Source organism: Tritonibacter sp. SIMBA_163 (assembly GCF_046535935.1).
In the GTDB taxonomy this organism is placed as follows: domain Bacteria; phylum Pseudomonadota; class Alphaproteobacteria; order Rhodobacterales; family Rhodobacteraceae; genus Epibacterium; species Epibacterium scottomollicae.
The window spans coordinates 37,260-58,380 of the sequence record NZ_JAWJBP010000018.1 but is presented as its reverse complement, the minus strand read 5'-3'; the positions used below and the strand labels follow the sequence as shown (position 1 = coordinate 58,380).

General features: G+C 58.1%; 34 protein-coding genes. 32 read left to right on the top strand and 2 right to left on the bottom strand.

What is annotated here, in order from left to right:
- Positions 1–320: 320 nt before the first annotated feature.
- The 5 genes from R0J92_RS18285 (at position 321) to R0J92_RS18265 (ending at position 2,868) form a co-directional block, all read left to right on the top strand.
- Positions 321–728, top strand: a complete 408-nt coding sequence (locus R0J92_RS18285; protein WP_411052659.1) for an NYN domain-containing protein — start codon at positions 321–323, stop codon at positions 726–728.
- A 180-nt stretch (positions 729–908) separates the two neighbouring features.
- Entirely contained in the window at positions 909–1,223 is a 315-nt protein-coding gene (gene rpsJ / locus R0J92_RS18280) for a 30S ribosomal protein S10 (protein WP_058289455.1), read from the top strand.
- An 18-nt stretch (positions 1,224–1,241) separates the two neighbouring features.
- Positions 1,242–1,961 (top strand): 50S ribosomal protein L3, encoded by a 720-nt coding sequence (gene rplC, locus R0J92_RS18275; protein WP_411052658.1) that lies wholly within the window; start codon positions 1,242–1,244, stop codon positions 1,959–1,961.
- Positions 1,958–2,575: a 50S ribosomal protein L4 gene (gene rplD, locus R0J92_RS18270; protein ID WP_106165243.1), complete on the top strand. Its 618-nt coding sequence runs from the start codon at positions 1,958–1,960 to the stop codon at positions 2,573–2,575. The genes rplC and rplD overlap by 4 nt, the downstream gene beginning before the upstream one ends.
- Positions 2,572–2,868, top strand: a complete 297-nt coding sequence (locus tag R0J92_RS18265; protein ID WP_106165242.1) for a 50S ribosomal protein L23 — start codon at positions 2,572–2,574, stop codon at positions 2,866–2,868. The genes rplD and R0J92_RS18265 overlap by 4 nt, the downstream gene beginning before the upstream one ends.
- A 66-nt stretch (positions 2,869–2,934) precedes the next feature.
- Here R0J92_RS18265 and R0J92_RS18260 read toward each other — a convergent pair whose 3' ends face one another.
- Complete coding sequence (locus tag R0J92_RS18260; RefSeq protein WP_411052657.1) at positions 2,935–3,309, bottom strand: hypothetical protein; 375 nt, start codon at positions 3,307–3,309, stop codon at positions 2,935–2,937.
- 374 nt (positions 3,310–3,683) lie between these two features.
- Here R0J92_RS18260 and R0J92_RS18255 point away from each other — a divergent pair, with 374 nt between their 5' ends.
- The 10 genes from R0J92_RS18255 (at position 3,684) to R0J92_RS18210 (ending at position 10,910) form a co-directional block, all read left to right on the top strand.
- Positions 3,684–3,965, top strand: coding sequence for a DUF6881 domain-containing protein (locus tag R0J92_RS18255; RefSeq protein WP_411052656.1), 282 nt, complete (start codon positions 3,684–3,686; stop codon positions 3,963–3,965).
- A 250-nt stretch (positions 3,966–4,215) separates the two neighbouring features.
- Positions 4,216–5,058 carry a 50S ribosomal protein L2 gene (gene rplB, locus R0J92_RS18250; RefSeq protein ID WP_106165240.1) on the top strand — a complete coding sequence of 281 codons (843 nt, stop codon included), beginning with the start codon at positions 4,216–4,218 and terminating at the stop codon, positions 5,056–5,058.
- 3 nt (positions 5,059–5,061) lie between these two features.
- Positions 5,062–5,340 carry a 30S ribosomal protein S19 gene (gene rpsS / locus R0J92_RS18245; RefSeq protein ID WP_106165239.1) on the top strand — a complete coding sequence of 93 codons (279 nt, stop codon included), beginning with the start codon at positions 5,062–5,064 and terminating at the stop codon, positions 5,338–5,340.
- Positions 5,341–5,343: 3 nt separating this feature from the next.
- Positions 5,344–5,724, top strand: a complete 381-nt coding sequence (rplV, locus tag R0J92_RS18240; protein ID WP_005621907.1) for a 50S ribosomal protein L22 — start codon at positions 5,344–5,346, stop codon at positions 5,722–5,724.
- Positions 5,724–6,443, top strand: a complete 720-nt coding sequence (gene rpsC / locus R0J92_RS18235) for a 30S ribosomal protein S3 (RefSeq protein WP_106165238.1) — start codon at positions 5,724–5,726, stop codon at positions 6,441–6,443. The genes rplV and rpsC overlap by 1 nt, the downstream gene beginning before the upstream one ends.
- A gap of 12 nt (positions 6,444–6,455) precedes the next feature.
- The gene (gene rplP / locus R0J92_RS18230; protein ID WP_106165237.1) at positions 6,456–6,869 is read left to right on the top strand and encodes a 50S ribosomal protein L16; all 414 of its coding nucleotides are present in this window, start codon (positions 6,456–6,458) and stop codon (positions 6,867–6,869) included.
- 619 nt (positions 6,870–7,488) lie between these two features.
- Complete coding sequence (locus R0J92_RS18225) at positions 7,489–8,199, top strand: substrate-binding periplasmic protein (protein ID WP_411052655.1); 711 nt, start codon at positions 7,489–7,491, stop codon at positions 8,197–8,199.
- Positions 8,200–8,340: 141 nt separating this feature from the next.
- Complete coding sequence (locus R0J92_RS18220) at positions 8,341–8,961, top strand: TIGR02466 family protein (RefSeq protein ID WP_411052654.1); 621 nt, start codon at positions 8,341–8,343, stop codon at positions 8,959–8,961.
- A gap of 103 nt (positions 8,962–9,064) precedes the next feature.
- On the top strand, positions 9,065–9,775 hold the full coding sequence (locus tag R0J92_RS18215) for a hypothetical protein (protein ID WP_411052653.1): 711 nt from the start codon (positions 9,065–9,067) through the stop codon (positions 9,773–9,775).
- A gap of 91 nt (positions 9,776–9,866) precedes the next feature.
- Positions 9,867–10,910 (top strand): succinylglutamate desuccinylase/aspartoacylase family protein, encoded by a 1,044-nt coding sequence (locus R0J92_RS18210; RefSeq protein WP_106165233.1) that lies wholly within the window; start codon positions 9,867–9,869, stop codon positions 10,908–10,910.
- Positions 10,911–11,038: 128 nt separating this feature from the next.
- Here the strand turns inward: R0J92_RS18210 and R0J92_RS18205 are convergent, their stop codons facing one another.
- The gene (locus tag R0J92_RS18205) at positions 11,039–11,650 is read right to left on the bottom strand and encodes a hypothetical protein (protein WP_411052652.1); all 612 of its coding nucleotides are present in this window, start codon (positions 11,648–11,650) and stop codon (positions 11,039–11,041) included.
- Positions 11,651–11,928: 278 nt separating this feature from the next.
- Here R0J92_RS18205 and rpmC point away from each other — a divergent pair, with 278 nt between their 5' ends.
- The 17 genes from rpmC to rpsM all read left to right on the top strand — a co-directional run bounded on the left by rpmC (position 11,929) and on the right by rpsM (position 21,111).
- Complete coding sequence (gene rpmC / locus R0J92_RS18200) at positions 11,929–12,129, top strand: 50S ribosomal protein L29 (protein ID WP_106165231.1); 201 nt, start codon at positions 11,929–11,931, stop codon at positions 12,127–12,129.
- A gap of 12 nt (positions 12,130–12,141) precedes the next feature.
- Complete coding sequence (gene rpsQ / locus R0J92_RS18195) at positions 12,142–12,372, top strand: 30S ribosomal protein S17 (RefSeq protein ID WP_106165230.1); 231 nt, start codon at positions 12,142–12,144, stop codon at positions 12,370–12,372.
- 102 nt (positions 12,373–12,474) lie between these two features.
- Positions 12,475–12,843: a 50S ribosomal protein L14 gene (rplN, locus tag R0J92_RS18190; protein ID WP_042456818.1), complete on the top strand. Its 369-nt coding sequence runs from the start codon at positions 12,475–12,477 to the stop codon at positions 12,841–12,843.
- A gap of 2 nt (positions 12,844–12,845) precedes the next feature.
- Positions 12,846–13,151: a 50S ribosomal protein L24 gene (gene rplX, locus R0J92_RS18185; RefSeq protein WP_106165229.1), complete on the top strand. Its 306-nt coding sequence runs from the start codon at positions 12,846–12,848 to the stop codon at positions 13,149–13,151.
- Positions 13,151–13,714 carry a 50S ribosomal protein L5 gene (gene rplE / locus R0J92_RS18180; RefSeq protein ID WP_106165228.1) on the top strand — a complete coding sequence of 188 codons (564 nt, stop codon included), beginning with the start codon at positions 13,151–13,153 and terminating at the stop codon, positions 13,712–13,714. The genes rplX and rplE overlap by 1 nt, the downstream gene beginning before the upstream one ends.
- A 19-nt stretch (positions 13,715–13,733) precedes the next feature.
- Complete coding sequence (gene rpsN / locus R0J92_RS18175; RefSeq protein WP_106165227.1) at positions 13,734–14,039, top strand: 30S ribosomal protein S14; 306 nt, start codon at positions 13,734–13,736, stop codon at positions 14,037–14,039.
- Between the two features lie 12 nt (positions 14,040–14,051).
- Positions 14,052–14,444 (top strand): 30S ribosomal protein S8, encoded by a 393-nt coding sequence (gene rpsH, locus R0J92_RS18170; RefSeq protein ID WP_106165226.1) that lies wholly within the window; start codon positions 14,052–14,054, stop codon positions 14,442–14,444.
- A 15-nt stretch (positions 14,445–14,459) separates the two neighbouring features.
- Complete coding sequence (rplF, locus tag R0J92_RS18165; protein WP_106165225.1) at positions 14,460–14,993, top strand: 50S ribosomal protein L6; 534 nt, start codon at positions 14,460–14,462, stop codon at positions 14,991–14,993.
- Positions 14,994–15,004: 11 nt separating this feature from the next.
- The gene (gene rplR / locus R0J92_RS18160) at positions 15,005–15,364 is read left to right on the top strand and encodes a 50S ribosomal protein L18 (RefSeq protein WP_106165224.1); all 360 of its coding nucleotides are present in this window, start codon (positions 15,005–15,007) and stop codon (positions 15,362–15,364) included.
- A 161-nt stretch (positions 15,365–15,525) separates the two neighbouring features.
- Positions 15,526–16,104 carry a 30S ribosomal protein S5 gene (gene rpsE, locus R0J92_RS18155; protein WP_106165223.1) on the top strand — a complete coding sequence of 193 codons (579 nt, stop codon included), beginning with the start codon at positions 15,526–15,528 and terminating at the stop codon, positions 16,102–16,104.
- A 12-nt stretch (positions 16,105–16,116) separates the two neighbouring features.
- A complete protein-coding gene (gene rpmD, locus R0J92_RS18150; RefSeq protein ID WP_106165222.1) occupies positions 16,117–16,305 on the top strand; it encodes a 50S ribosomal protein L30 in 189 nt (62 codons plus the stop codon).
- A 356-nt stretch (positions 16,306–16,661) separates the two neighbouring features.
- The gene (locus R0J92_RS18145; protein ID WP_106165221.1) at positions 16,662–16,880 is read left to right on the top strand and encodes a DUF1127 domain-containing protein; all 219 of its coding nucleotides are present in this window, start codon (positions 16,662–16,664) and stop codon (positions 16,878–16,880) included.
- Positions 16,881–17,521: 641 nt separating this feature from the next.
- Complete coding sequence (gene rplO, locus R0J92_RS18140) at positions 17,522–17,992, top strand: 50S ribosomal protein L15 (protein WP_106165220.1); 471 nt, start codon at positions 17,522–17,524, stop codon at positions 17,990–17,992.
- A gap of 110 nt (positions 17,993–18,102) precedes the next feature.
- Positions 18,103–19,467: a preprotein translocase subunit SecY gene (gene secY / locus R0J92_RS18135; protein WP_106165219.1), complete on the top strand. Its 1,365-nt coding sequence runs from the start codon at positions 18,103–18,105 to the stop codon at positions 19,465–19,467.
- Positions 19,464–20,111 (top strand): adenylate kinase, encoded by a 648-nt coding sequence (locus R0J92_RS18130; protein WP_106165218.1) that lies wholly within the window; start codon positions 19,464–19,466, stop codon positions 20,109–20,111. Before secY ends, R0J92_RS18130 begins: the two co-directional genes overlap by 4 nt.
- 64 nt (positions 20,112–20,175) lie before the next feature.
- Positions 20,176–20,529 (top strand): DUF6693 family protein, encoded by a 354-nt coding sequence (locus tag R0J92_RS18125; protein ID WP_411052651.1) that lies wholly within the window; start codon positions 20,176–20,178, stop codon positions 20,527–20,529.
- A gap of 213 nt (positions 20,530–20,742) precedes the next feature.
- Positions 20,743–21,111 carry a 30S ribosomal protein S13 gene (gene rpsM / locus R0J92_RS18120; RefSeq protein WP_106165216.1) on the top strand — a complete coding sequence of 123 codons (369 nt, stop codon included), beginning with the start codon at positions 20,743–20,745 and terminating at the stop codon, positions 21,109–21,111.
- Positions 21,112–21,121: the final 10 nt, after the last annotated feature.

Sequence of the window (21,121 nt, the reverse complement as noted above, 5' to 3'; positions counted from 1 at the left end):
TCCGCGAAGGCGGCCGCACCGTTGGCGCGGGCGTTGTGTCCAAGATCATCGAGTAATCAGGTCTCCTGATTTTCGAATGGAAAGGGCCTCCCTCGGGAGGCCCTTTTTCTATCTGCGGGGGCTTCTGATGGCGCGGCATCTCGCCATATGGTGTCTTCGCGACTTGGCGCGCCTGTTTTTAAGAGGCTCCGCTTTTCTGACTTGATTTGAACTGAGAATTGGGACGTGATCGACCCATGGTTGAATTTCTATTTTTTGCATTTCTAGTAGCGCTTCTATTTTTTCTCCTGCGGCGTCGGAGCGGGAGGCGGTCAGCCCCATTGGCCATTATTGATGGATCCAATGTTCTGTACTGGAAGGAAAACACCCTTTCTTTGGAGCCGGTGCGGGACGTCATCGCTCTGCTGGAAGCGTCCGGATATCGCCCGTATGTGGTCTTCGACGCGAATGCCGGCTATCTGGTGGTCGGACGGTACCTGAATGGACCGAGCTTCGCGAAGCGGCTTGGTCTCAAGGATGCCGAGGCTCATGTGGTTCCCAAGGGACAGCCCGCGGATCCGCATATCCTGCGTATGGCGCGAAAAAGCGGCGGCATTGTTGTGTCACGTGACCGGTTTCGTGACTGGAAAGATGATTTTCCGAAGGAAGTCACCGGACCCCGGCTTGTTCGAGGCGGCTATCGGCGCGACTCGCTATGGCTGGATCTGGACGTCGTCGAAGCTGCTTGAATTGCACGACGCATCTGAGGCTGGGAATGCCCCTTGCCAGACTGCCCTAACGGGTGTAATTGGCCCCATCCCGCACTGCGGGAGATGGGCGGGGTGATTCCCGCCTTTTGGGTTCGATGAGGGTGCGTGATGAGCACAGACCCTCCTCTCAACTCCAACGCCTGACTAAAAGGCTATACGATGCAAAGCCAAAACATCCGTATCCGGCTGAAGGCATTTGACTATCGTGTGCTGGATGCGTCCACACAAGAGATCGTCAACACTGCCAAGCGGACCGGCGCCCAAGTGCGCGGCCCGATCCCGCTGCCGAACAAGATCGAGAAATTCACTGTTCTGCGTGGTCCCCACGTTGACAAGAAATCCCGCGATCAGTTCGAGATCCGTACGCACAAGCGTATGCTCGACATCGTTGATCCGACCCCCCAGACCGTGGACGCGCTGATGAAGCTCGACCTCGCCGCTGGTGTGGACGTCGAGATCAAGCTGCAATCATAAGATCGGAGGGTAATTCATATGCGCTCTGGTATTATCGCAAAGAAAGTGGGCATGACCCGCTTGTTCATGGAAGACGGCAAGCAGATCCCTGTGACCGTTCTTTCGCTCGATGGCCTGCAGGTTGTCGCTCAGCGCACTGACGAAACAGACGGTTACACCGCTGTTCAGCTCGGTGCGGGTTCCGCAAAGGTAAAGCGCGTCTCCAAGGCGATGCGTGGTCACTATGCGGCGGCCAAGGTTGAGCCCAAGCGCAAGCTGGTCGAATTCCGCGTCCCCGCGGATGGCCTGATCGAAGTGGGCGCGGAAATCTCCGCCGAGCACTTCCTGACCGGTCAGAAAGTGGACGTGACAGGCACTTCCATCGGTAAAGGTTTCGCCGGTGCGATGAAGCGTCACAACTTTGGTGGTCTGCGGGCCACACACGGTGTGTCGATCTCTCACCGCTCCCACGGTTCCACCGGTCAGTGTCAGGATCCGGGCAAAGTCTTCAAAGGCAAGAAGATGGCCGGCCACATGGGCGCTGCCCGCGTGACCACTCAGAACCTCGAAGTCGTCCGTACCGACGCCGATCGTGGTCTGGTCTTCATCAAAGGCGCTGTTCCTGGTCCGAAATCCGGCTGGGTCACCGTCAAAGACGCCGTGAAGAAGAAAGCACCCGAAGGTCTGCCGTTCCCGGCAGCTCTGAAGGCTGCTGCTGAAGCTGCGGCTGAAGCACCCGCGGAAGGGGGTGAAGCATGAAACTTGACGTGATCAAACTGGACGGCGGCAAAGCGGGCGACATCGAACTGTCCGAAGAGCTGTTTGGCCTGGAGCCGCGCGCGGACATCCTGCACCGTATGGTTCGTTGGCAGCGCAACAACGCGCAGGCCGGCACCCACAAGGTGAAGACCCGCTCCGAGACCTCCTACTCGACCAAGAAGATCTACCGCCAGAAGGGCACCGGTGGCGCACGCCATGGTGACCGTAACGCGCCGATCTTCCGTAAAGGTGGTATCTACAAGGGTCCGACCCCGCGTAGCCATGGCCACGATCTGACCAAGAAGTTCCGCAAGCTGGGTCTGCGCCACGCGCTGTCCGCGAAGGCGAAAGCCGGTGAGCTGGTCGTGATCGAGAACGCCGAAGCTGAAGGCAAGACTGCCGCTCTGGCCAAACAGGTTGCAAACCTGGGCTGGAAACGCGCTCTGGTCATCGACGGTGCTGCCGTCAACGAAGGCTTCGCTCGTGCCGCCCAAAATATCAGCGGTCTGGATATCCTGCCGTCGATGGGCGCAAACGTCTATGACATCCTGAAGCGTGACACTCTCGTGCTCACGAAGTCGGCTGTCGAAGCACTGGAGGCTCGCCTGAAATGAGCGCGAAGGCAGAACACTACGACGTGATCCGCAAGCCGATCATCACCGAGAAGTCCACCATGGCGTCCGAGCACGGCGCAGTGGTGTTCGAAGTGTCCATCGGTTCCAACAAGCCCCAGATCAAGGAGGCCGTCGAGGCGCTCTTTGGTGTGAAGGTGAAAGCGGTCAACACGACAATCACCAAGGGTAAGGTCAAACGCTTCCGTGGCTCGCTGGGCAAACGGAAAGACGTTAAGAAAGCCTATGTGACCCTGGAAGAAGGCAACACCATCGACGTGTCCACCGGACTCTGAGATTTGCTTGTCTGAGACTTGAGGAGGCCCCTGCGAAAGCGGGGGCCTTTTTTCGTGGTGCGTAATCTACTTGCTGAGAAACTCGTCCAGGCGCGCTAAAATTCTTTCTCGTGCAGAAGCTGGCAGCACGCACGGCCTTGCGATGCGCTCCAGAATAGTCTCTGCGCGTTCTCGCGGCCAATTTTTGCCTCTAAGCATGGTCTCCAACTGACCGGCGAGCAGATCAACTTCACGCGGGTTTGAAATGTCTCGGGTGAAGATGTTTCGATAGGTGTCTTCGCCGACTTGATCGATGTAGCTGGTTTGAATGGCGGCAATGAGCTCCTGCCAAACAGGGTTTCCAACCAACAGAAACCGCTCATCAGGGCAGAGTTGCCCTATATGGATGCAGTTCAGTAGACCCTGTAGTTCTTCATCAGTTCCGGATATTTCCAGTTTCATGATTGGCCTTACTAGAATGAATTCTGGATGAGATGTTTGCGTTGTGGTTTTTATCGTGCGCGCCTTCCAAGGGAGGCAAGCGGAAAAGAGTTAAAGAAGCTTATGTGACCTAGAGATGCAAGAGTGGGAGATGGAGTGTATTTTTCCCGTATCGACCCTTTGACGATTACGTTGAGCCGCGGGCAAATAGCTCATAGGCTTTGGGGAGATGGTCGTTTGGCGAGAAGAGCCGAAGCCTTTGTCACGGTCAATGTACAGGGTTTGCCTAGAATACAGGGTGGTATGAACTTAGTGGCGCCTACAGCAAGTCCGTTGAGTATCGTAGGTAGATTGGCAGGATATGGATACACACCTATCCAACCGAGGAGTATGCCATGAAGTACCATCTCGGTTTTTGGCATCATCTCGAAAAGGACCAACCTGTATGGATGATGTCGGAAGTTGACGAATTGCAGAATGTCCTTCGGCAAATTGACCGTTTTTGGGATGGTACCAGTCTAATACGGAGCGCACAGGCCCAAGGAATGCCATCGCTTCTGGAGGTTCCGTTTGAAGAAGAAATGTTGAGTGATGAAGATGGCGAATTCTCGCATTTCTATTTGACGAAAGAAGAATTTGAGAGGATCTGGGTCAATACGGCTGCGTCGACTGAGTAACCTTCTATGATCGGAGGGTGTCGATCCCCATTGCCACCCTCCCCAACCTCTGCTACATCGCACCAATCCTGACAGGCCTCGGATTCGTTCCGGGGCCGTTATCTTTGTCGGGACATTCGACCCAGGGACCTTCGGGGCCCTTCATCGGTCACCTGAACCCGGCGTGGATGCGCCAAGGCAGGGGGCTTTAACATAGCTGGACCAAAGACAAGAACCTAAGGTCTGGCACGCTAAACGGAAGACAGAAAGCATGGCACTTAAGTCGTATAAGCCGACGACGCCGGGCCAGCGAGGGCTGGTTCTGATCGACCGTTCGGAGCTTTGGAAAGGGCGTCCGGTCAAGTCTCTCACTGAGGGTTTGACCAAATCGGGCGGCCGGAACAACACCGGACGGATCACTTCTCGCCGCCGTGGTGGTGGCGCAAAGCGTCTTTACCGGATCGTTGACTTCAAACGGAACAAATTTGATGTCGCCGCGACCGTCGAGCGCATTGAATATGACCCCAACCGCACTGCCTTCATCGCTCTGGTGAAGTACGAAGACGGCGAGCAGGCCTATATCCTCGCTCCGCAGCGTCTGGCAGTTGGTGACAAGGTCATTGCCTCCGCGAAGGCAGACATCAAGCCGGGCAACGCAATGCCGTTCTCGGGCATGCCGATCGGTACCATCGTTCACAACATCGAAATGAAGCCCGGCAAAGGCGGCCAGATCGCCCGTGCAGCCGGTACTTACGCTCAGTTCGTTGGTCGTGATGGTGGCTACGCTCAGATCCGCCTCTCCTCGGGCGAGCTGCGCCTGGTCCGTCAGGAATGCATGGCCACCATCGGTGCCGTGTCCAACCCCGACAACTCCAACCAGAACTACGGTAAAGCCGGTCGTATGCGCCATAAAGGCAAGCGTCCGAGCGTCCGTGGTGTGGTCATGAACCCGATCGATCACCCGCATGGTGGTGGTGAAGGCCGGACCTCTGGTGGTCGTCACCCGGTGACACCATGGGGCAAGCCGACCAAGGGCAAGCGCACCCGTAACACCAACAAGGCGTCGCAGAAGCTGATCATCCGCTCGCGTCACGCTAAGAAGAAAGGGCGCTAATCTATGACTCGCTCTGTATGGAAAGGCCCCTTTGTCGATGCTTACGTGCTGAAAAAAGCCGAAGCAGCGCGCGAGTCGGGCCGCAATGAAGTGATCAAGATCTGGTCCCGTCGTTCCACCATTCTGCCCCAGTTCGTGGGTCTGACCTTTGGTGTGTACAACGGCCACAAGCACATTCCTGTCAACGTCTCGGAAGACATGATTGGTCAGAAGTTCGGTGAGTATTCGCCGACCCGGACCTATTACGGTCACGCCGCTGACAAAAAAGCGAAGCGGAAGTAAGTCATGGGCAAGGATAAGAACCCCCGCCGCGTGGCAGACAACGAAGCAATGGCGAAAATTCGCATGCTTCGCACCAGCCCGCAGAAACTGAACCTGGTGGCTCAGATGATCCGTGGCAAGAAAGTGGACAAGGCTCTGACCGACCTCACTTTCTCCAACAAGCGGATCGCGCAGGACGTGAAGAAATGCCTTCAGTCCGCCATCGCGAACGCAGAGAACAACCACAACCTGGACGTCGATGAGCTGATCGTCGCCGAGGCTTGGGTTGGCAAGAACCTGACCATGAAACGCGGTCGTCCGCGGGCCCGTGGTCGCTTCGGCAAGATCCTGAAGCCGTTCGCTGAGATCACCATCAAGGTGCGTCAAGTTGAGGAGCAAGCCTAATGGGACATAAAGTCAATCCGGTTGGCATGCGCCTGCAGATCAACCGCACCTGGGACAGCCGCTGGTACGCTGACACGAAGGACTACGGTGATCTCCTCCTCGAGGACATCAGGATCCGTGAGTTCATCAAGACTGAGTGCAAGCAGGCCGGTATTGCCCGCGTGATCATCGAGCGCCCCCACAAGAAGTGCCGTGTGACCATTCACACTGCGCGTCCGGGCGTGATCATCGGCAAGAAAGGCGCGGACATCGAAGTTCTTCGCAAGAAGATCGCTTCCATGACCGACTCCGAGCTGCACCTCAACATCGTTGAAGTCCGCAAGCCGGAACTCGACGCACAGCTGGTCGGCGAGTCCATCGCTCAGCAGCTGGAGCGCCGTGTGTCCTTCCGTCGCGCGATGAAGCGCTCCGTGCAGAACGCCATGCGTATGGGCGCCCTGGGTATCCGGGTGAACGTTGCTGGTCGTCTGGGCGGCGCTGAAATCGCACGGACCGAATGGTACCGCGAAGGTCGTGTGCCGCTGCACACTCTGCGCGCAGACATCGATTACGCACACTCTGAAGCAACCACCCCCTATGGTATCATCGGTATCAAGGTGTGGATCTTCAAAGGTGAGATCATGGAGCATGATCCTCAGGCGCGTGATCGCAAGGCTCAGGAACTCCAGGACGGTCCGGCACCTCGCGGTGCAGGTGGTAACCGTCGTGGCGATCGCTAAGGAGAACGCGACATGCTTCAGCCAAAGCGTACTAAATTCCGCAAGATGCACAAAGGCCGGATCAAAGGCCTCGCAAAAGGCGGTTCCGACCTGAACTTCGGCACCTACGGCCTGAAGGCAGTGACACCCGAGCGTGTGACCGCCCGTCAGATCGAAGCTGCACGTCGTGCAATGACCCGTCACATGAAGCGTCAGGGTCGTGTCTGGATCCGTATCTTCCCGGACACCCCGGTGACCTCCAAGCCCGTCGAAGTGCGTATGGGTAAGGGTAAAGGTTCCGTGGACTTCTGGGCGTGCAAAGTGAAGCCGGGCCGCGTGATGTTCGAAATCGACGGCGTCGGTGAAGACATTGCTCGTGAAGCTCTGCGCCTCGCAGCCATGAAACTGTCGGTACAGACACGTATCGTGGTGCGCGAAGACTGGTAATTCCAGTTTTCAGCAACTGAATTTAAAGCCCCCCGCCAGGTGACTGGCGGGGGGCTTTTTCGTTGTTTCAGCGGAGGCAACGGGCACCTTTTACGCTAACTTTGCGAAGCATAGAGCGCATGTTCACTTTGTGTTCTTATTCTGGTTGGGGGACGGTTCAGGATACAGGAGACCCAAATGAGACCAGGGAACGCAACATGTGCAGCTGGCTTTGGGGTGGTTTTGATGCTGGTCGGGGCCTGTGATCTGTACCTCCCAGAGGAGCAGTCCCTCAGTGGTGTGACTCCGACGGCCGCATTGCTTCCGATCAGTCAGGCGCCATACCGATATCAGGATGCGACGTATTGGACGCTGGCAAATGGCTGCACGTATTCGCCTGGGCCGGCCCCACGTGGTGGCTGGCGTTGGTTCCTGGTGGGGAACCCGATGTCGCGGGGCCATGCGATGATCCACGATGGTTGCGATTACACGTTTGATGCCGCGCGCTGAGGATACTCATTTGGGGAGCGGTGGAAAGCGTGCGCCATGCGTACAATAGGCCGCCCAATGGCACGAACGTTTCATTCAGCTTTCTGATCTATGGTCATCGTCGAATCCGACACGACAAGAGGACATGTCCATGAAATTCGTTACTAGTTTTATTACGGTTGTTGCCCTCGGGGTTTCTGGTGCTGCTCAGGCCGCAGATGTGCGTCTGTTCACCGAGGATTACGCTCCGTTGAACTTTGAACGCGATGGCGAGATCGTCGGGCTTGGGGCAGACCAGGTGTTTGAAATCATGGACCGCGCGGGCATCACCTACGAGGCGGAACTGACGCAGTGGTCGCGCGCCATCGGTCAGGCAGAGCGCCGCCCGAATACCTGTGTTTTCAGCACCACGCACACGCCCGAACGTGATCCGAAGTTCAAGTGGGTGGAACCTCTTGCCTCGGATAGCACCATTCTGGTCCGCAAGGCTGGCAGCGATATCGCCCCTGCGACAATCGAAGAGGCGCGCAGCTATCGCACCGGAACGCAGACCGGCGATTACACCGTTGGCGTATTGGAAGGTGCGGGTTTCGACGCGATCGATCTGGCGCCGACGCAATCGGCCACCTTGAAAAAGCTGCTGCAAGGGCGGATTGACCTGATGGCGACCTCAGGCTCCTTCCTCGAGTCGGCGCTCGCGGATGGGGTGGAGATTGAAGAGGCGCTGGTCCTTTCCACCACCATGATGTCACTGGCCTGTAGCCAGAAAACCGATCAGGCGCTGGTGGATCGTATGCAGACCGCGCTGCAATCAATGATTGATGACGGAACGCAGACTGAAATCGCGGCCCGCTACAAATAGGGCTTCTCCGAGCCTTGGCGCTCGGTAGGCGCCGCCATTGATCTACATGTCTCGTAACACGCGCACCCTAGGTGCGCGTGTTGTGCTTTCAGCGCGGCACCCCTCTCGCCAAGACGGGCCTCCTTGCGCTATCAGAGCCGCATGGCCCAGATCGATTCCCTCTTTGTGACCCGCCTTTACCGGGCTGCGCTCTCCGAGCACGGCCCCAATATTGATCCGCAGGAAATGCAAACCTCCTGCATCACCATCGCCGAGGACGACGAGGCGGGGCAGGACTGGTGCGAGGAGAATGGCTATCCGGGTTATACCTCCTATGCCTCGCTCACCGATCTGCCATGGCGCTTTCCGATCTTTGCCGACCTGGTCAAATCGCTTGATGCCCATGTTGCGGCCTTTGCTCAGGATCTGGAGCTGAACCTCGACGGGCGCGCGCTGAAGCTTGAGGATCTTTGGATCAATATTCTGCCGGAAGGCGGTACCCATGCCAGCCATATTCACCCGCATTCGGTGATTTCCGGCACTACCTATGTTTCGATGCCGGATGGGGCATCCGCTCTGAAACTGGAGGATCCGCGTCACGCGATGATGATGGCTCATCCGCCGCGCACCAAAGAGTGCCGACGCGAACTGCGGAGCTTTGTCTATGAAACGCCGAAGGTTGGTGATGTACTGCTGTGGGAGAGTTTCATCCGCCATGAGGTGCCGATGAACATGGCCGAAGATGAGCGGATTTCGGTCAGCTTTAATTACGCCTGGGCCTGAGGGGGCGAGGTCAGCGCGATTTTGCGTGAAACTGCGGGGCTTCAGGTTTTCTTAAGCGCACGCTGTGAGTCTGCAGCCGTGACCCTCGACCATCAGGTGCCCCATGATCGAATACCCAGAGCACGCTGTCGCAAAGCAGGCCGTACCAACTGAAGTTGCAATAAACTGGCTGACGAAGTCCTTTCAGCGACCATACTTTTTTGTTCATATTCCCAAATGTGGCGGAACCGCCGTCGGTGTTGCGTTGAAGGGATACTACCTGCATGGCAAAGCGCGGGAGTGGCGGCAGGTGGCTGGGGCTGCTTCTTGGGATGCGCTCAAGACCTTTGCCCTTGTACGACGGCCTTATGAGCGGGTCTGTTCGCTCTACAGGTACGAGTGCCAGGTTGGAGAGGACGCAAACGGGGGGCAAAGTCTTTCGCTCAATGACTGGGTCTCGAAGGTTCTGGATGGTCGTGACCCGGAAGCGCTCGACACCGACATGACTCTACATCCCTGCCTGCCATGGGTCGTCGACACCGCTGGTGCGCCACTGGTGAAGCAGGTCTGTCGCTTAGAAGAAATCGCCGACGACTGGAGCATCGTACAGAACATAACTCAATCCGACGTCGCGCTGCCGGTGCGCAATCGGACAGAACGCGTGATTGGGTCCACTGTGTCGGATCTAAATGCCCTCAGCCGGGCCATTATCGAGGACTATTATGCCGCTGACTTTGAAAACTTCGGCTACAATCGGATCGGGGCTGCCCACAAACTGCGGCCGAAATCGGATGCACCGTTGGTGGGGCTGATAGAGGCGGCTTACGCACAGTGAGCGCACAACTTGCTGCGCGCGGCATCGGCATGATTGTCAAAACGACCAAAGCCGCTTAGCGTCCGGTAGAATTTTTCCAAGAGGCACCAAAATGGCGCGGCGTTCCCCTTTTGAAATTGGCGGTTTTCACGTTCCCCCCGGCACGCGCCGCACAGTGGACATGCCGGTCAGCGTGTTGTCCGACCACACCCCCGTAAATATGTCCGCTCACGTCATTCATGGTGCGGAAGAGGGGCCAACGCTGTTTGTGTCTGCCGCGATCCACGGGGATGAGGTCATCGGGGTCGAGATCGCCCGCCGGTTGCTGCGCAGTCGCCAGTTCGCGCGGTTGAAGGGGACGCTCATCGTGGTTCCGATCGTCAATACGTTCGGGTTTCTGAACCACTCGCGCTATCTACCGGATCGGCGTGATCTGAACCGTTGCTTTCCCGGCAGCGAGGGCGGTTCGCTAGCCAGCCGTTTGGCGCATCTGTTCATGACCGAAATCGTGGCGCGCTCCGATCTTGGCATCGACCTGCATTCTGCCGCCATTCATCGCACCAACATGCCGCAGATCCGGGTGTCGCCAAAGGCGCAGGAGACGCTGGCCTATGCCGACGCCTTTGGCGCACCGGTGGTGATCCGCTCGGGCCTGCGCGAAGGGTCCCTGCGGCATGAGGCGCAGAAGGCTGGCGTCGACATCCTGCTGTATGAGGCGGGGGAGGGGCTGCGGTTCGACGAGCAATCTGCCCGCGTTGGCGTGGCGGGTATTCTGCGGGTCATGCATGCTCTGGGTATGATCCCTGATGACGGTGTACCCCTGGCCGAAGTGGTGCCGGTGCGCGCCAGCGACTCCAGTTGGGAACGCGCACCCGCAGGTGGTTTGCTGCGCGCCTATAAAACCACTGGCGAGATGGTCGAGGAGGGAGATGTTCTTGGCATCGTCGCCGATCCGTTTGGCGAAGAGGAGATGGAGCTTACAGCCAGCCAGGCGGGCCTTATCATCGGGCGGGCAAACCTGCCCATCGTCAATGAGGGCGATGCCTTGTTCCACATTGCGCGCGTGGTCAATAGTTCCGAGGCCGAAATCCGGATCGAGAGTTTGCACGCGCAACTGGAAGGAGCTGCGATGTTTGATGAGGATGAGATTATCTAGGTCTGCATCTTTACAGAATGGGCGTGCAGCGCAATCGGCCATAGTATCTTGACTCGCAGCTCGCGTAACATGCTCGGCGATCAGTGACAGCGGGTGCGTCTTGGTCCACAGATGCGGTTACGCGCTCCTTAGAATGCGCGCGCGAACAGGCCGATGATGCGGGTCATATGCTCGCGGGGTAGTGCAGTCGGCTCGATCTCGAAACGGGCCATGAAACCGCGCATTTCCTTGAGGTCGAGGAACTCCTCCAGCACCTGATAGCGTTTGCGGTCCCGGTAGTCGTCAAACAGCAGCGTCGCTTTCCGAGTGCAGCGCAGCATGGCCGTCAGGGCGCAGGCGACGCGAAACCTGCCGTCGATCAGGATCAGATCGGGGTGGCGAAACCCCTCAAGATCCCAGACCGACAGCGGGTACTTGTGAAAGCGGTGGTGATGTTCATTGTCGACCGGGAGACCCCATTTCCCGGTGCGACCGATATTCACATAGTGCAGCAAGGGCGGGGACGGCACATCATTCTGGTCGAAGTACCGTTGCATCATGTCGTGCCAGTCACGGCTGCTTTCGACGGAATAAAGCGTCTTGCCGGGCATCTCGGCCCCCAGCACAGTCGAGCCGCCGCTGCCATATTCTAGAATGACATCGGCATTTGCGTAATGGTCCTCCAGCCATGCACAAACCTCTGGTGCGAAAGTCAGCTTCGGTCGCTCAACGGGGGCCACGTCGGAGGCTGATGTATCCATGTGGGAGGCGGCCTTTGATGGAGGAGTCACAACGCCAGTGCTGGGAGGTTGCGTGTGCAAAGTCAAGCATGCGGCGCATGGAGGGCAATAGGCAGGTTGCCCTTGCCCTTCCGGCATTGCTCCTGTAGAGGGACGCATCGCTCACCGCAATTCGCGAGTCGGATTGTGTCGGGCGATTCTTTTTTCTGCACATTTCCGTGCAGTCTACATAACCCACCAGGGCAAAGGGTGACCCACCATAAGGGGCCCTCTGGTGCCAAGGAAAGGAACGCAAGGCGATGAACGCCAAGGATCTGCGCGACAAGACCGTGGACGAGCTCCGCGATCAACTCGCAAACCTCAAAAAAGAGAGCTTCAACCTGCGCTTTCAACAAGCGACCGGTCAGTTGGAAAACACTGCAGGCATCAAGGCGGCCCGCCGCAATGCTGCTCGCGTGAAAACCATCCTGAACGAAAAAGCTGCAGCAGCAGCTGAATAAGGAGCTCTACAGATGCCCAAACGTATCCTGTCTGGCGTCGTTACATCCGACGCAAACGCTCAGACCGTGACCGTGTCCGTGGAGCGCCGCTTCACACACCCGGTTCTGAAGAAAACCATCCGTAAGTCCAAGAAGTACCGGGCTCACGATGAACAGAACGCTTTCAAGGTCGGCGACTCCGTACGCATCATCGAATGCGCGCCGAAATCGAAAACGAAACGCTGGGAAGTCATTGACGCCTAAGAGCCTGTAACCACAGGCTCCTGGCGACTTTGCTGATCAGCACAGTCGAAACCCTGGGGGATCACGCCACGCATCGGCGCCCCAAAGGTCGGGAGAAACCACATGATCCAGATGCAAACAAATCTGGATGTAGCTGACAACTCCGGCGCACGCCGAGTTCAGTGCATCAAGGTTCTGGGTGGCTCCAAGCGTAAGTACGCTTCCGTCGGCGACATCATTGTCGTCTCGGTTAAAGAAGCCATCCCGCGCGGTCGCGTTAAAAAAGGGGACGTCCGCAAGGCCGTCGTCGTACGCACCGCCAAAGAGGTTCGTCGTGAAGACGGTACCGCCATCCGTTTTGACCGCAACGCTGCTGTTATCCTGAATAACAACAACGAGCCGGTCGGCACCCGTATCTTCGGCCCGGTTGTTCGCGAACTTCGCGCGAAGAGCTTCATGAAGATCATCTCGCTCGCTCCGGAGGTGCTCTAACTATGGCTGCTAAACTGCGCAAAGGCGACAAGGTCGTCGTGCTGGCTGGCAAGGACAAAGGTCAGGAAGGCACGATTGCTTCCGTCGACCCCAAGGCCGGCAAAGCTGTTGTTGATGGTGTGAACATGGCCATCCGCCACACCCGTCAGTCCCAGACTGCCCAAGGCGGCCGTCTGCCCAAAGCTCAGCCGATCGAATTGTCGAACCTGGCTCTGCTGGACGCAAACGGCAAGGCAACCCGCGTCGGCTTCCGTGAGGAAGACGGCAAGAAGGTGCGCTTTGCAAAAACCACCGGGGAGACTGTCTGATGCTTGACGATGCAACCTACACCCCGCGTCTGAAGGCCCTTTACAAGGACAGCATCCGTGCGTCCCTGAAAGAGGAATTCAGCTACAAAAACGAGATGATGATCCCCAAGCTGGAGAAAATCGTTCTCAACATCGGCTGCGGTCGTGCTGCCGTTAAGGACAGCAAAAAGGCGAAATCGGCTCAGGAAGACCTGACCAAGATCGCCGGTCAGAAAGCGCTGACCACCATTGCAAAGAACTCCATCGCTGGCTTCCGCGTTCGTGAAGGCATGCCGATGGGTGCAAAGGTGACCCTGCGCGGCGAACGGATGTACGAATTCCTCGACCGTCTGATCACCATCGCGATGCCCCGGATCCGCGACTTCCGCGGTGTGTCCGGCACCTCTTTCGACGGTCGTGGCAACTACGCCATGGGCCTGAAAGAGCACATCGTGTTCCCGGAAATCGATTTCGACAAAATCGACGAATCCTGGGGCATGGACATCGTAATTGCCACCACCGCGAACACCGACGCGGAAGCTAAGGCGCTGTTGAAAGCTTTCAACATGCCCTTCAACAGCTGATCGCGGAGAGGAAGAGACCATGGCTAAAAAAGCAATGATCGAACGCGAAAAGAAGCGCGAGCGCCTGGTGGCCAAATACGCTGCCAAACGTGCCGAGCTCAAAGAGATCGCGAACGACGAATCCCGCCCGATGGAAGAGCGTTTCAAAGCGCGCCTTCAACTGGCGAAACTGCCGCGCAACTCGTCGGCAACCCGTCTGCATAACCGCTGCCAGCTGACCGGCCGTCCCCACGCTTACTATCGTAAGCTGAAGGTTAGCCGGATCGCGTTGCGGGACCTGGGCTCGAATGGCCAGATCCCCGGCATGGTGAAATCGAGCTGGTAAGGGAGAGACAATATGAACGATCCTATCGGCGATATGCTCACCCGTATCCGTAACTCTCAAAAGCGTGGCAAATCCACCGTCATGACTCCGGGCTCCAAACTGCGTGCCTGGGTTCTGGATGTGCTGCAATCCGAGGGCTACATTCGCGGCTATGAAGCAGGGACTGATGAACGCGGCCATCCGGCGCTTGAAATCAGCCTGAAGTACTACGAAGGCGAACCTGTCATTCGCGAACTGAAGCGTGTTTCCACGCCCGGTCGTCGCGTTTACATGGGCGTCAATGACATTCCGCAGGTCCGTCAGGGCCTGGGCGTGTCGATTGTCTCCACCCCCAAGGGTGTGATGTCGGATGCAAACGCACGCGCGGCCAACGTCGGTGGCGAAGTGCTTTGCACCGTATTCTAAGGAGGCCTACGTACAATGTCTCGTATTGGTAAAAGACCGGTCGACCTGCCCAGCGGAGTTTCCGCGAGCCTGTCCGGCCAGACCATCGAAGTGAAGGGCCCGAAAGGCGCCCAGAGCTTCACCGCAACCGACGACGTAACCCTCACTGTTGAGGACAACGTGGTGACTGTTGAGCCGCGCGGCAAATCCAAGCGCGCACGTCAGCAGTGGGGCATGTCCCGCACCATCGTTGCCAACATGGTGCAAGGCGTGACCACCGGCTTCAAGAAAGAGCTGGAGATCCAGGGTGTTGGTTACCGGGCTCAGATGCAGGGCAACACCCTGAAGCTGAACCTCGGCTACAGCCACGACGTCGATTTCACTGCACCGGAAGGTATCACCATTACCGCTCCGAAGCAGACAGAGATCGTTGTGGAAGGTGCAGACGCGCAAGCGGTTGGCGAAGTGGCGGCGAAAATCCGCGACTGGCGTCGTCCTGAGCCCTACAAAGGCAAAGGCATCCGCTACAAGGGCGAGTTCATCTTCCGCAAGGAAGGCAAGAAGAAGTAAGGACGAACACAATGGCAAACAGCAAACGTACCCTGTTTCTGAAGCGCCGCTTGCGCGTCCGGAACAAGCTTCGCAAGGTGAACGCAGGTCGTCTGCGTCTCTCCGTGCACCGCTCGAACAAGAACATCTCTGTTCAGGTGATCGACGACGTCAAAGGTGTAACTCTGGCCGCAGCCTCGACCCTCGAGAAGGATCTTGGTTTTGTTGGCAAGAACAACATCGAAGCGGCGGCAAAAGTCGGTTCCGTGATTGCAGAGCGTGCAAAGGCAGCTGGCGTCGAAGAAGCATACTTCGACCGTGGCGGCTTCCTGTACCACGGCAAAGTGAAGGCCCTGGCCGACGCTGCGCGTGAAGGCGGTCTGAAAATCTAAGTCATCCGGGCGCCCTGCCTGTCGGGGCGCCCGACTGATTTCGAGAGTGGGCCATTTCGGTGGTCCCGATGATCCGGGGGCTGGGCTTTTGTCCGCCCACCAGGATTGGAACAAAGGACGAGGCGGCATGTCCTCCTCGTCACATCATGAAGGAATGCCAAATGGCAGAACGTGATAACCGCCGCGGCAACCGTCGCGATCGCGATGAGACACCGGAATTTGCAGATCGTTTGGTCGCAATCAACCGCGTGTCCAAAACCGTTAAGGGTGGTAAGCGCTTTGGCTTCGCAGCTCTCGTCGTCGTAGGCGACCAGAAGGGCCGCGTAGGTTTCGGCAAGGGTAAGGCGAAAGAAGTACCCGAGGCGATCCGCAAGGCGACTGAGCAAGCCAAGCGTCAGATGATCCGCGTGCCGCTGAAAGAGGGTCGGACCCTCCACCACGACATGTATGGTCGTCACGGCGCCGGTAAAGTGGTCATGCGCACCGCTCCGGAAGGTACCGGGATCATCGCAGGTGGCCCGATGCGTGCCGTCTTCGAAATGCTGGGCATCAAGGACGTGGTTTCCAAGTCCGTCGGCTCTCAGAACCCTTACAACATGATCCGCGCCACCATCGACGGTCTGAAGAAAGAACAGAGCCCGCGCTCTGTCGCTCAGCGTCGTGGCAAGAAAGTTGCGGATATCCTGCCCAAGCGGGACGAGGCTCCGGCCGAGTCCAGCCAAGTGGCTGAAGAAGCGTAAGGAGACTGATCCATGGCTAAAACTATCGTCGTGAAACAGATCGGCTCTCCGATCCGTCGCCCCGCCGACCAGCGCGCAACCCTGATCGGCCTGGGCCTGAACAAGATGCACAAAACCCGTGAGCTGGAGGATACCCCCTCCGTGCGCGGCATGATCAACAAGATCAAGCATCTGGTCGAAATCGTCGAAGAGCGCGGCTAAGCCTCTTTCTCGATTGACCGAAGTACTGAACGCCTCCGGAGAGATCCGGGGGCGTTTTTTGTTGCACGCCTCGGCAGTCAGCCTGGATGGATGCCCGCGTGGGTCGCGGTGATGGCCAATTCAGATGCCACCGGTGCGGTTCAAAGACGTCCTGGCCATTCTGCAGCCCGTGATGTTGCGCGGCATCGAGAGGGCGTCTCCGCCGTTCGGGTCTATGCTGCAGGTGCATAGCGGCTGTTCCGAACTGTCAGTTGTTAGCGCCAACGACCTGCCTTATCTCTCCAAGTGTCAAAAGAACACAACAGACAACAAGAGCCGCGGAAAACCGTCCCGGCTAGAGATTAAGGATCATACAGATGGCACATGCACTGAACACCACCACCACCGCGACTTCCTCCCTCATGGCCCGCCTGCGCGGCGTCGCCGAGAGCGCACGGACGTCCTGGGCGCTGCATCGTGAATACAAACGCACATTCAACGAGCTCGATTCGCTGACCGACCGTGACCTTGCCGATATCGGCGTCCGTCGTTCCGACATCGTGGACCTGGCCCGGACACACGTCTACGGCGCCTGATACCAACAGCAGACAGTGGCGCGACCCTTCCTCCTCCCTCGGGGTTTGTCGCAGGCTGACGAAAACGCCTCCACATCGTGGGGGCGTTTTTTGTTGCATGGGCCGCGGGCGCTCCGGCCACCGGATTTTCATGCCGGAATGGCATTGTGTTCGGCGAGTTGCGCAACTCGCGGGCCGGTGTGGCAAGCCGGACCCAAATGGAACAGGACCTTGGGGGTGACGCCCCGGGGTGCGAAACAGATATCTGGTCTTCGCGGAGGGTGACGCCTTCAACCCATTCCGATCCGGCGGCGCCGCCATTCTTTCCATCCGTAAGGCAGGCAGGGCAGATCATCGAAATTGCGAAGAGGTCATGAGCCGGCGGGGCAGGGGCCTCATCCGGGCTGAAGCGCGTGGCTAAATCCTGTGTCATTCGCGAGGCATGGCGCTCGTTTGTCGTGACACTGGCCTGCGTGTTGTCGCGATATGCGGCCAGTTTCCGGCACGGCAGGGCGGGGCAATTCCCCTGGCCACTTGATCCGGACCCGCATCCCGTCTATACGCCCACGGTGGCCTCAAAAGAGGCACAGAATCAAAGTCAAAAAGTGCCGTGTCTGACCCGCTTCGCTTCATGGGTCACTTCCGGCTGTAGGAGAAGCGATATGAAACTCAATGAACTGCGCGACAATCCCGGCGCAACCCCGAAACGCACACGCGTTGGCCGTGGCCCCGGCTCCGGCAAGGGTAAAATGGGTGGCCGTGGTATCAAGGGTCAAAAATCTCGTTCCGGCGTGGCCATCAAAGGCTACGAAGGCGGCCAGATGCCCCTCTACCAGCGTCTGCCGAAGCGCGGCTTCAACAAGCCGAACGCCAAGAAATACGCTGTGGTAAACCTCGGCCTGATCCAGAAATTCATCGACGCCGGCAAGCTCGACGCTGCTTCGATCACCGAAGACAGCCTGGTTGCATCCGGTCTCGTCCGTCGCAAACTGGACGGTGTCCGGGTTCTGGCCAAAGGTGAGTTCTCCGCAAAAGCGACCATCGCGGTGACCGGTGCCTCCAAATCTGCCGTTGAGGCAGTTTCAAAGGCAGGCGGCGCCCTGACCGTGGCATCTGAGGCCGCAGCTGAGTAACGGCTTGTGAGCGGCACATAAGCCGCTTACATAAGTCATCAGTTTTCCCATACGCCGTCCGAGCCGGAAAACGGTTCCGGGCGGCGTTTTCGCAAGAAGAGACCTATTTCATGGTATCAGCAGCAGAACAAATGGCGGCGAACACCAGCTGGGCAGCGCTCGGCAAGGCCACGGATCTGCGCAACCGCATCCTGTTCACGATCGGACTTTTGATTGTCTATCGTTTGGGCACGTGGATTCCCGTGCCGGGAATCGACACCGTTGCGCTGCGTCAGTTCATGGACTCCGCAGGGCAGGGCATCGGCGGTATGGTGTCGATGTTTACCGGTGGCGCACTCGGGCGCATGGGCATCTTTGCCCTTGGCATCATGCCCTATATCTCGGCCTCCATCATCGTGCAGCTGCTGACCTCCATGGTGCCTGCGCTCGAACAGCTCAAAAAAGAGGGCGAGCAGGGCCGCAAGAAGATCAACCAGTACACGCGCTACGGCACTGTGGTGCTGGCGACGGCACAGGCCTATGGACTTGCCGCCTCGCTCGAGGCGGGCGATCTGGCCCTGGATCCCGGCCTGTATTTCCGCATGGCCTGCATGATCACTCTGGTGGGGGGCACCATGTTCCTGATGTGGCTGGGTGAGCAGATCACCAACCGCGGCATCGGCAACGGCATCTCCCTGATTATCTTTGTCGGCATCATCGCCGAGGTTCCCGCCGCCATGGCGCAGTTCTTTGCCTCTGGCCGCTCCGGTGCGATCTCTCCTGCGGTGATCATCGCGGTGATCGTAATGGTGATTGCGGTGATCATGTTCGTGGTCTTCATGGAGCGCGCACTTCGCAAGATCCACATCCAGTATCCGCGTCGCCAGGTCGGCATGAAGGTCTATGACGGTGGCTCCTCGCATCTGCCGGTTAAGGTCAACCCGGCGGGCGTGATCCCGGCGATCTTTGCCTCCTCGCTGCTGCTGTTGCCGACTACGATCTCCACCTTCAGCCAAGGCTCCGCGTCGAGCCCGGTGATGAGCTGGCTGTTGGCCAATTTCGGTCCCGGTCAGCCGCTCTACCTGCTGTTCTTCACGTCGATGATCGTGTTCTTCGCCTATTTCTACACGTTCAACGTTTCCTTCAAGCCGGATGACGTCGCGCAGAACCTGAAGAACCAGAACGGCTTTGTGCCCGGTATCCGTCCCGGCAAGAAGACCGCGGAATACATCGAATACGTGGTGAACCGCATTCTGGTCCTGGGCTCTGGCTATCTGGCGCTTGTCTGTCTGCTGCCCGAGATCCTGCGCGCCAACTTCGCCATTCCGGTGTATTTCGGCGGCACCTCGGTCTTGATTGTGGTCTCCGTGACCATGGACACGATCCAGCAGGTTCAGAGCCATTTGCTCGCGCATCAGTACGAAGGCCTCATCGAGAAGAGCCAGCTGCGCGGTCGTAACAAGAAACGCACCAAACGGGGACCTGCTCGTCGATGACCAACATCATTCTCATGGGCCCGCCCGGCGCGGGGAAAGGGACGCAGGCGCGTCATTTGGTTGAAACGCGCAACATGGTTCAGCTCTCGACCGGGGATATGCTGCGCGACGCGCAGGCCTCCGGCACCGAGATGGGCAAGAAAGTTGCGGCGATCATGGCCGAGGGCAAACTGGTCACCGACCAGATCGTGATCGGGCTGATCCGTGAGAAGCTCCAGGATGGCTCCGAAGGCGGGTTCATCTTTGACGGTTTCCCGCGCACCCTGCCGCAGGCAGATGCGCTGGAAAAGCTGCTGGGCGAGATGGGCATGAAGCTCGACGCGGTGATCGAGATGCAGGTCGATGACGAGGCGCTGGTTGCCCGCATCACCGGCCGCTCCACTTGCGGCGATTGCGGCGAGGTCTACCACGACCAGACCAAGCCGTGGCCGGCCGATGGCAAATGCGCCAACTGTGGCGGCACCACGCAGAAGCGCCGTCCCGACGACAACGAGGACAGTCTTAAGACCCGTCTGATGGAATACTACAAGAAGACGTCGCCGCTGATCGGCTACTACTGGGCCAAAGGTGATTTGCAGCGCCTGGACGGTCTGGCCTCCATCGACGAGGTTCAGAAGTCCATCGGCTGGATCCTCGGCGATTGACATAAGGTCACGCTCGCAACAAAGTTGAATTGTCCTGTCACGATAACAATCGTGGCGGGACTTTTTGTTTGACTTGGAGATTGCTATGTTGGGACGGCGCTTTACCTGCGAATTCTCGGTGGCGGAGGCCATCGGTCAGCTCATCATCTGGATCATTCTATCCATTGTTACACTCGGGCTGGCGCTGTTCGTGCTGCCGTATTATTTCCTCATGGCGCCGGTGAACCGAACCTATGTGCTGGACGCGGAGGGCGCAAAGATCGCCAAGCTCTCTGTCGAGATCGGCTTTGTTGACATCTTGGGGCACGCGCTCGTGTGGTTGCTTCTGACGATTTTGACGTTCGGACTTGCGTATCTGATATACTGGCCGGCGGTGATAAAGCGTATCCTGAACGCAGTAAAAACAACGGAGCTTTAGCAGGGGAACGGCTTTGGCGCATTGAGGGTTGACCCTTCGGTCAAATGCCAATACGAACCGACATCCCTGCTGGGAATCATTCCAGGCGGGCAATTTTTGTTGTCCACCTGACTACCTCGATACATGCTGGACCCTCGCGCCCTGTGCCGATGGTTGAGTGTTGTGAAAAAAGGTTCTGGAGTTACGGAACCGCAACCAAAAGGAAAGTGACACGTGGCACGTATTGCCGGCGTTAACATCCCGACTTCCAAACGGGTCCCAATCGCCCTCACCTACATCACGGGCATCGGCCCGTCCTCTGCCAAAGCGATCTGCGAGGCCGTGAACATCGACGAAACCCGTCGTGTGAACGAACTCTCCGATGCAGAAGTTCTGGCCATCCGCGAACATATCGACGCAACCTTCACCGTTGAAGGTGACCTGCGTCGCGAAGTGCAGATGAACATCAAGCGCCTGATGGATCTCGGCTGCTACCGTGGCCTGCGCCACCGTCGCAACCTGCCGGTCCGTGGTCAGCGCACCCACACCAACGCTCGTACTCGCAAAGGCCCCGCAAAGGCCATTGCTGGTAAGAAGAAGTAAGGGAGGGTCC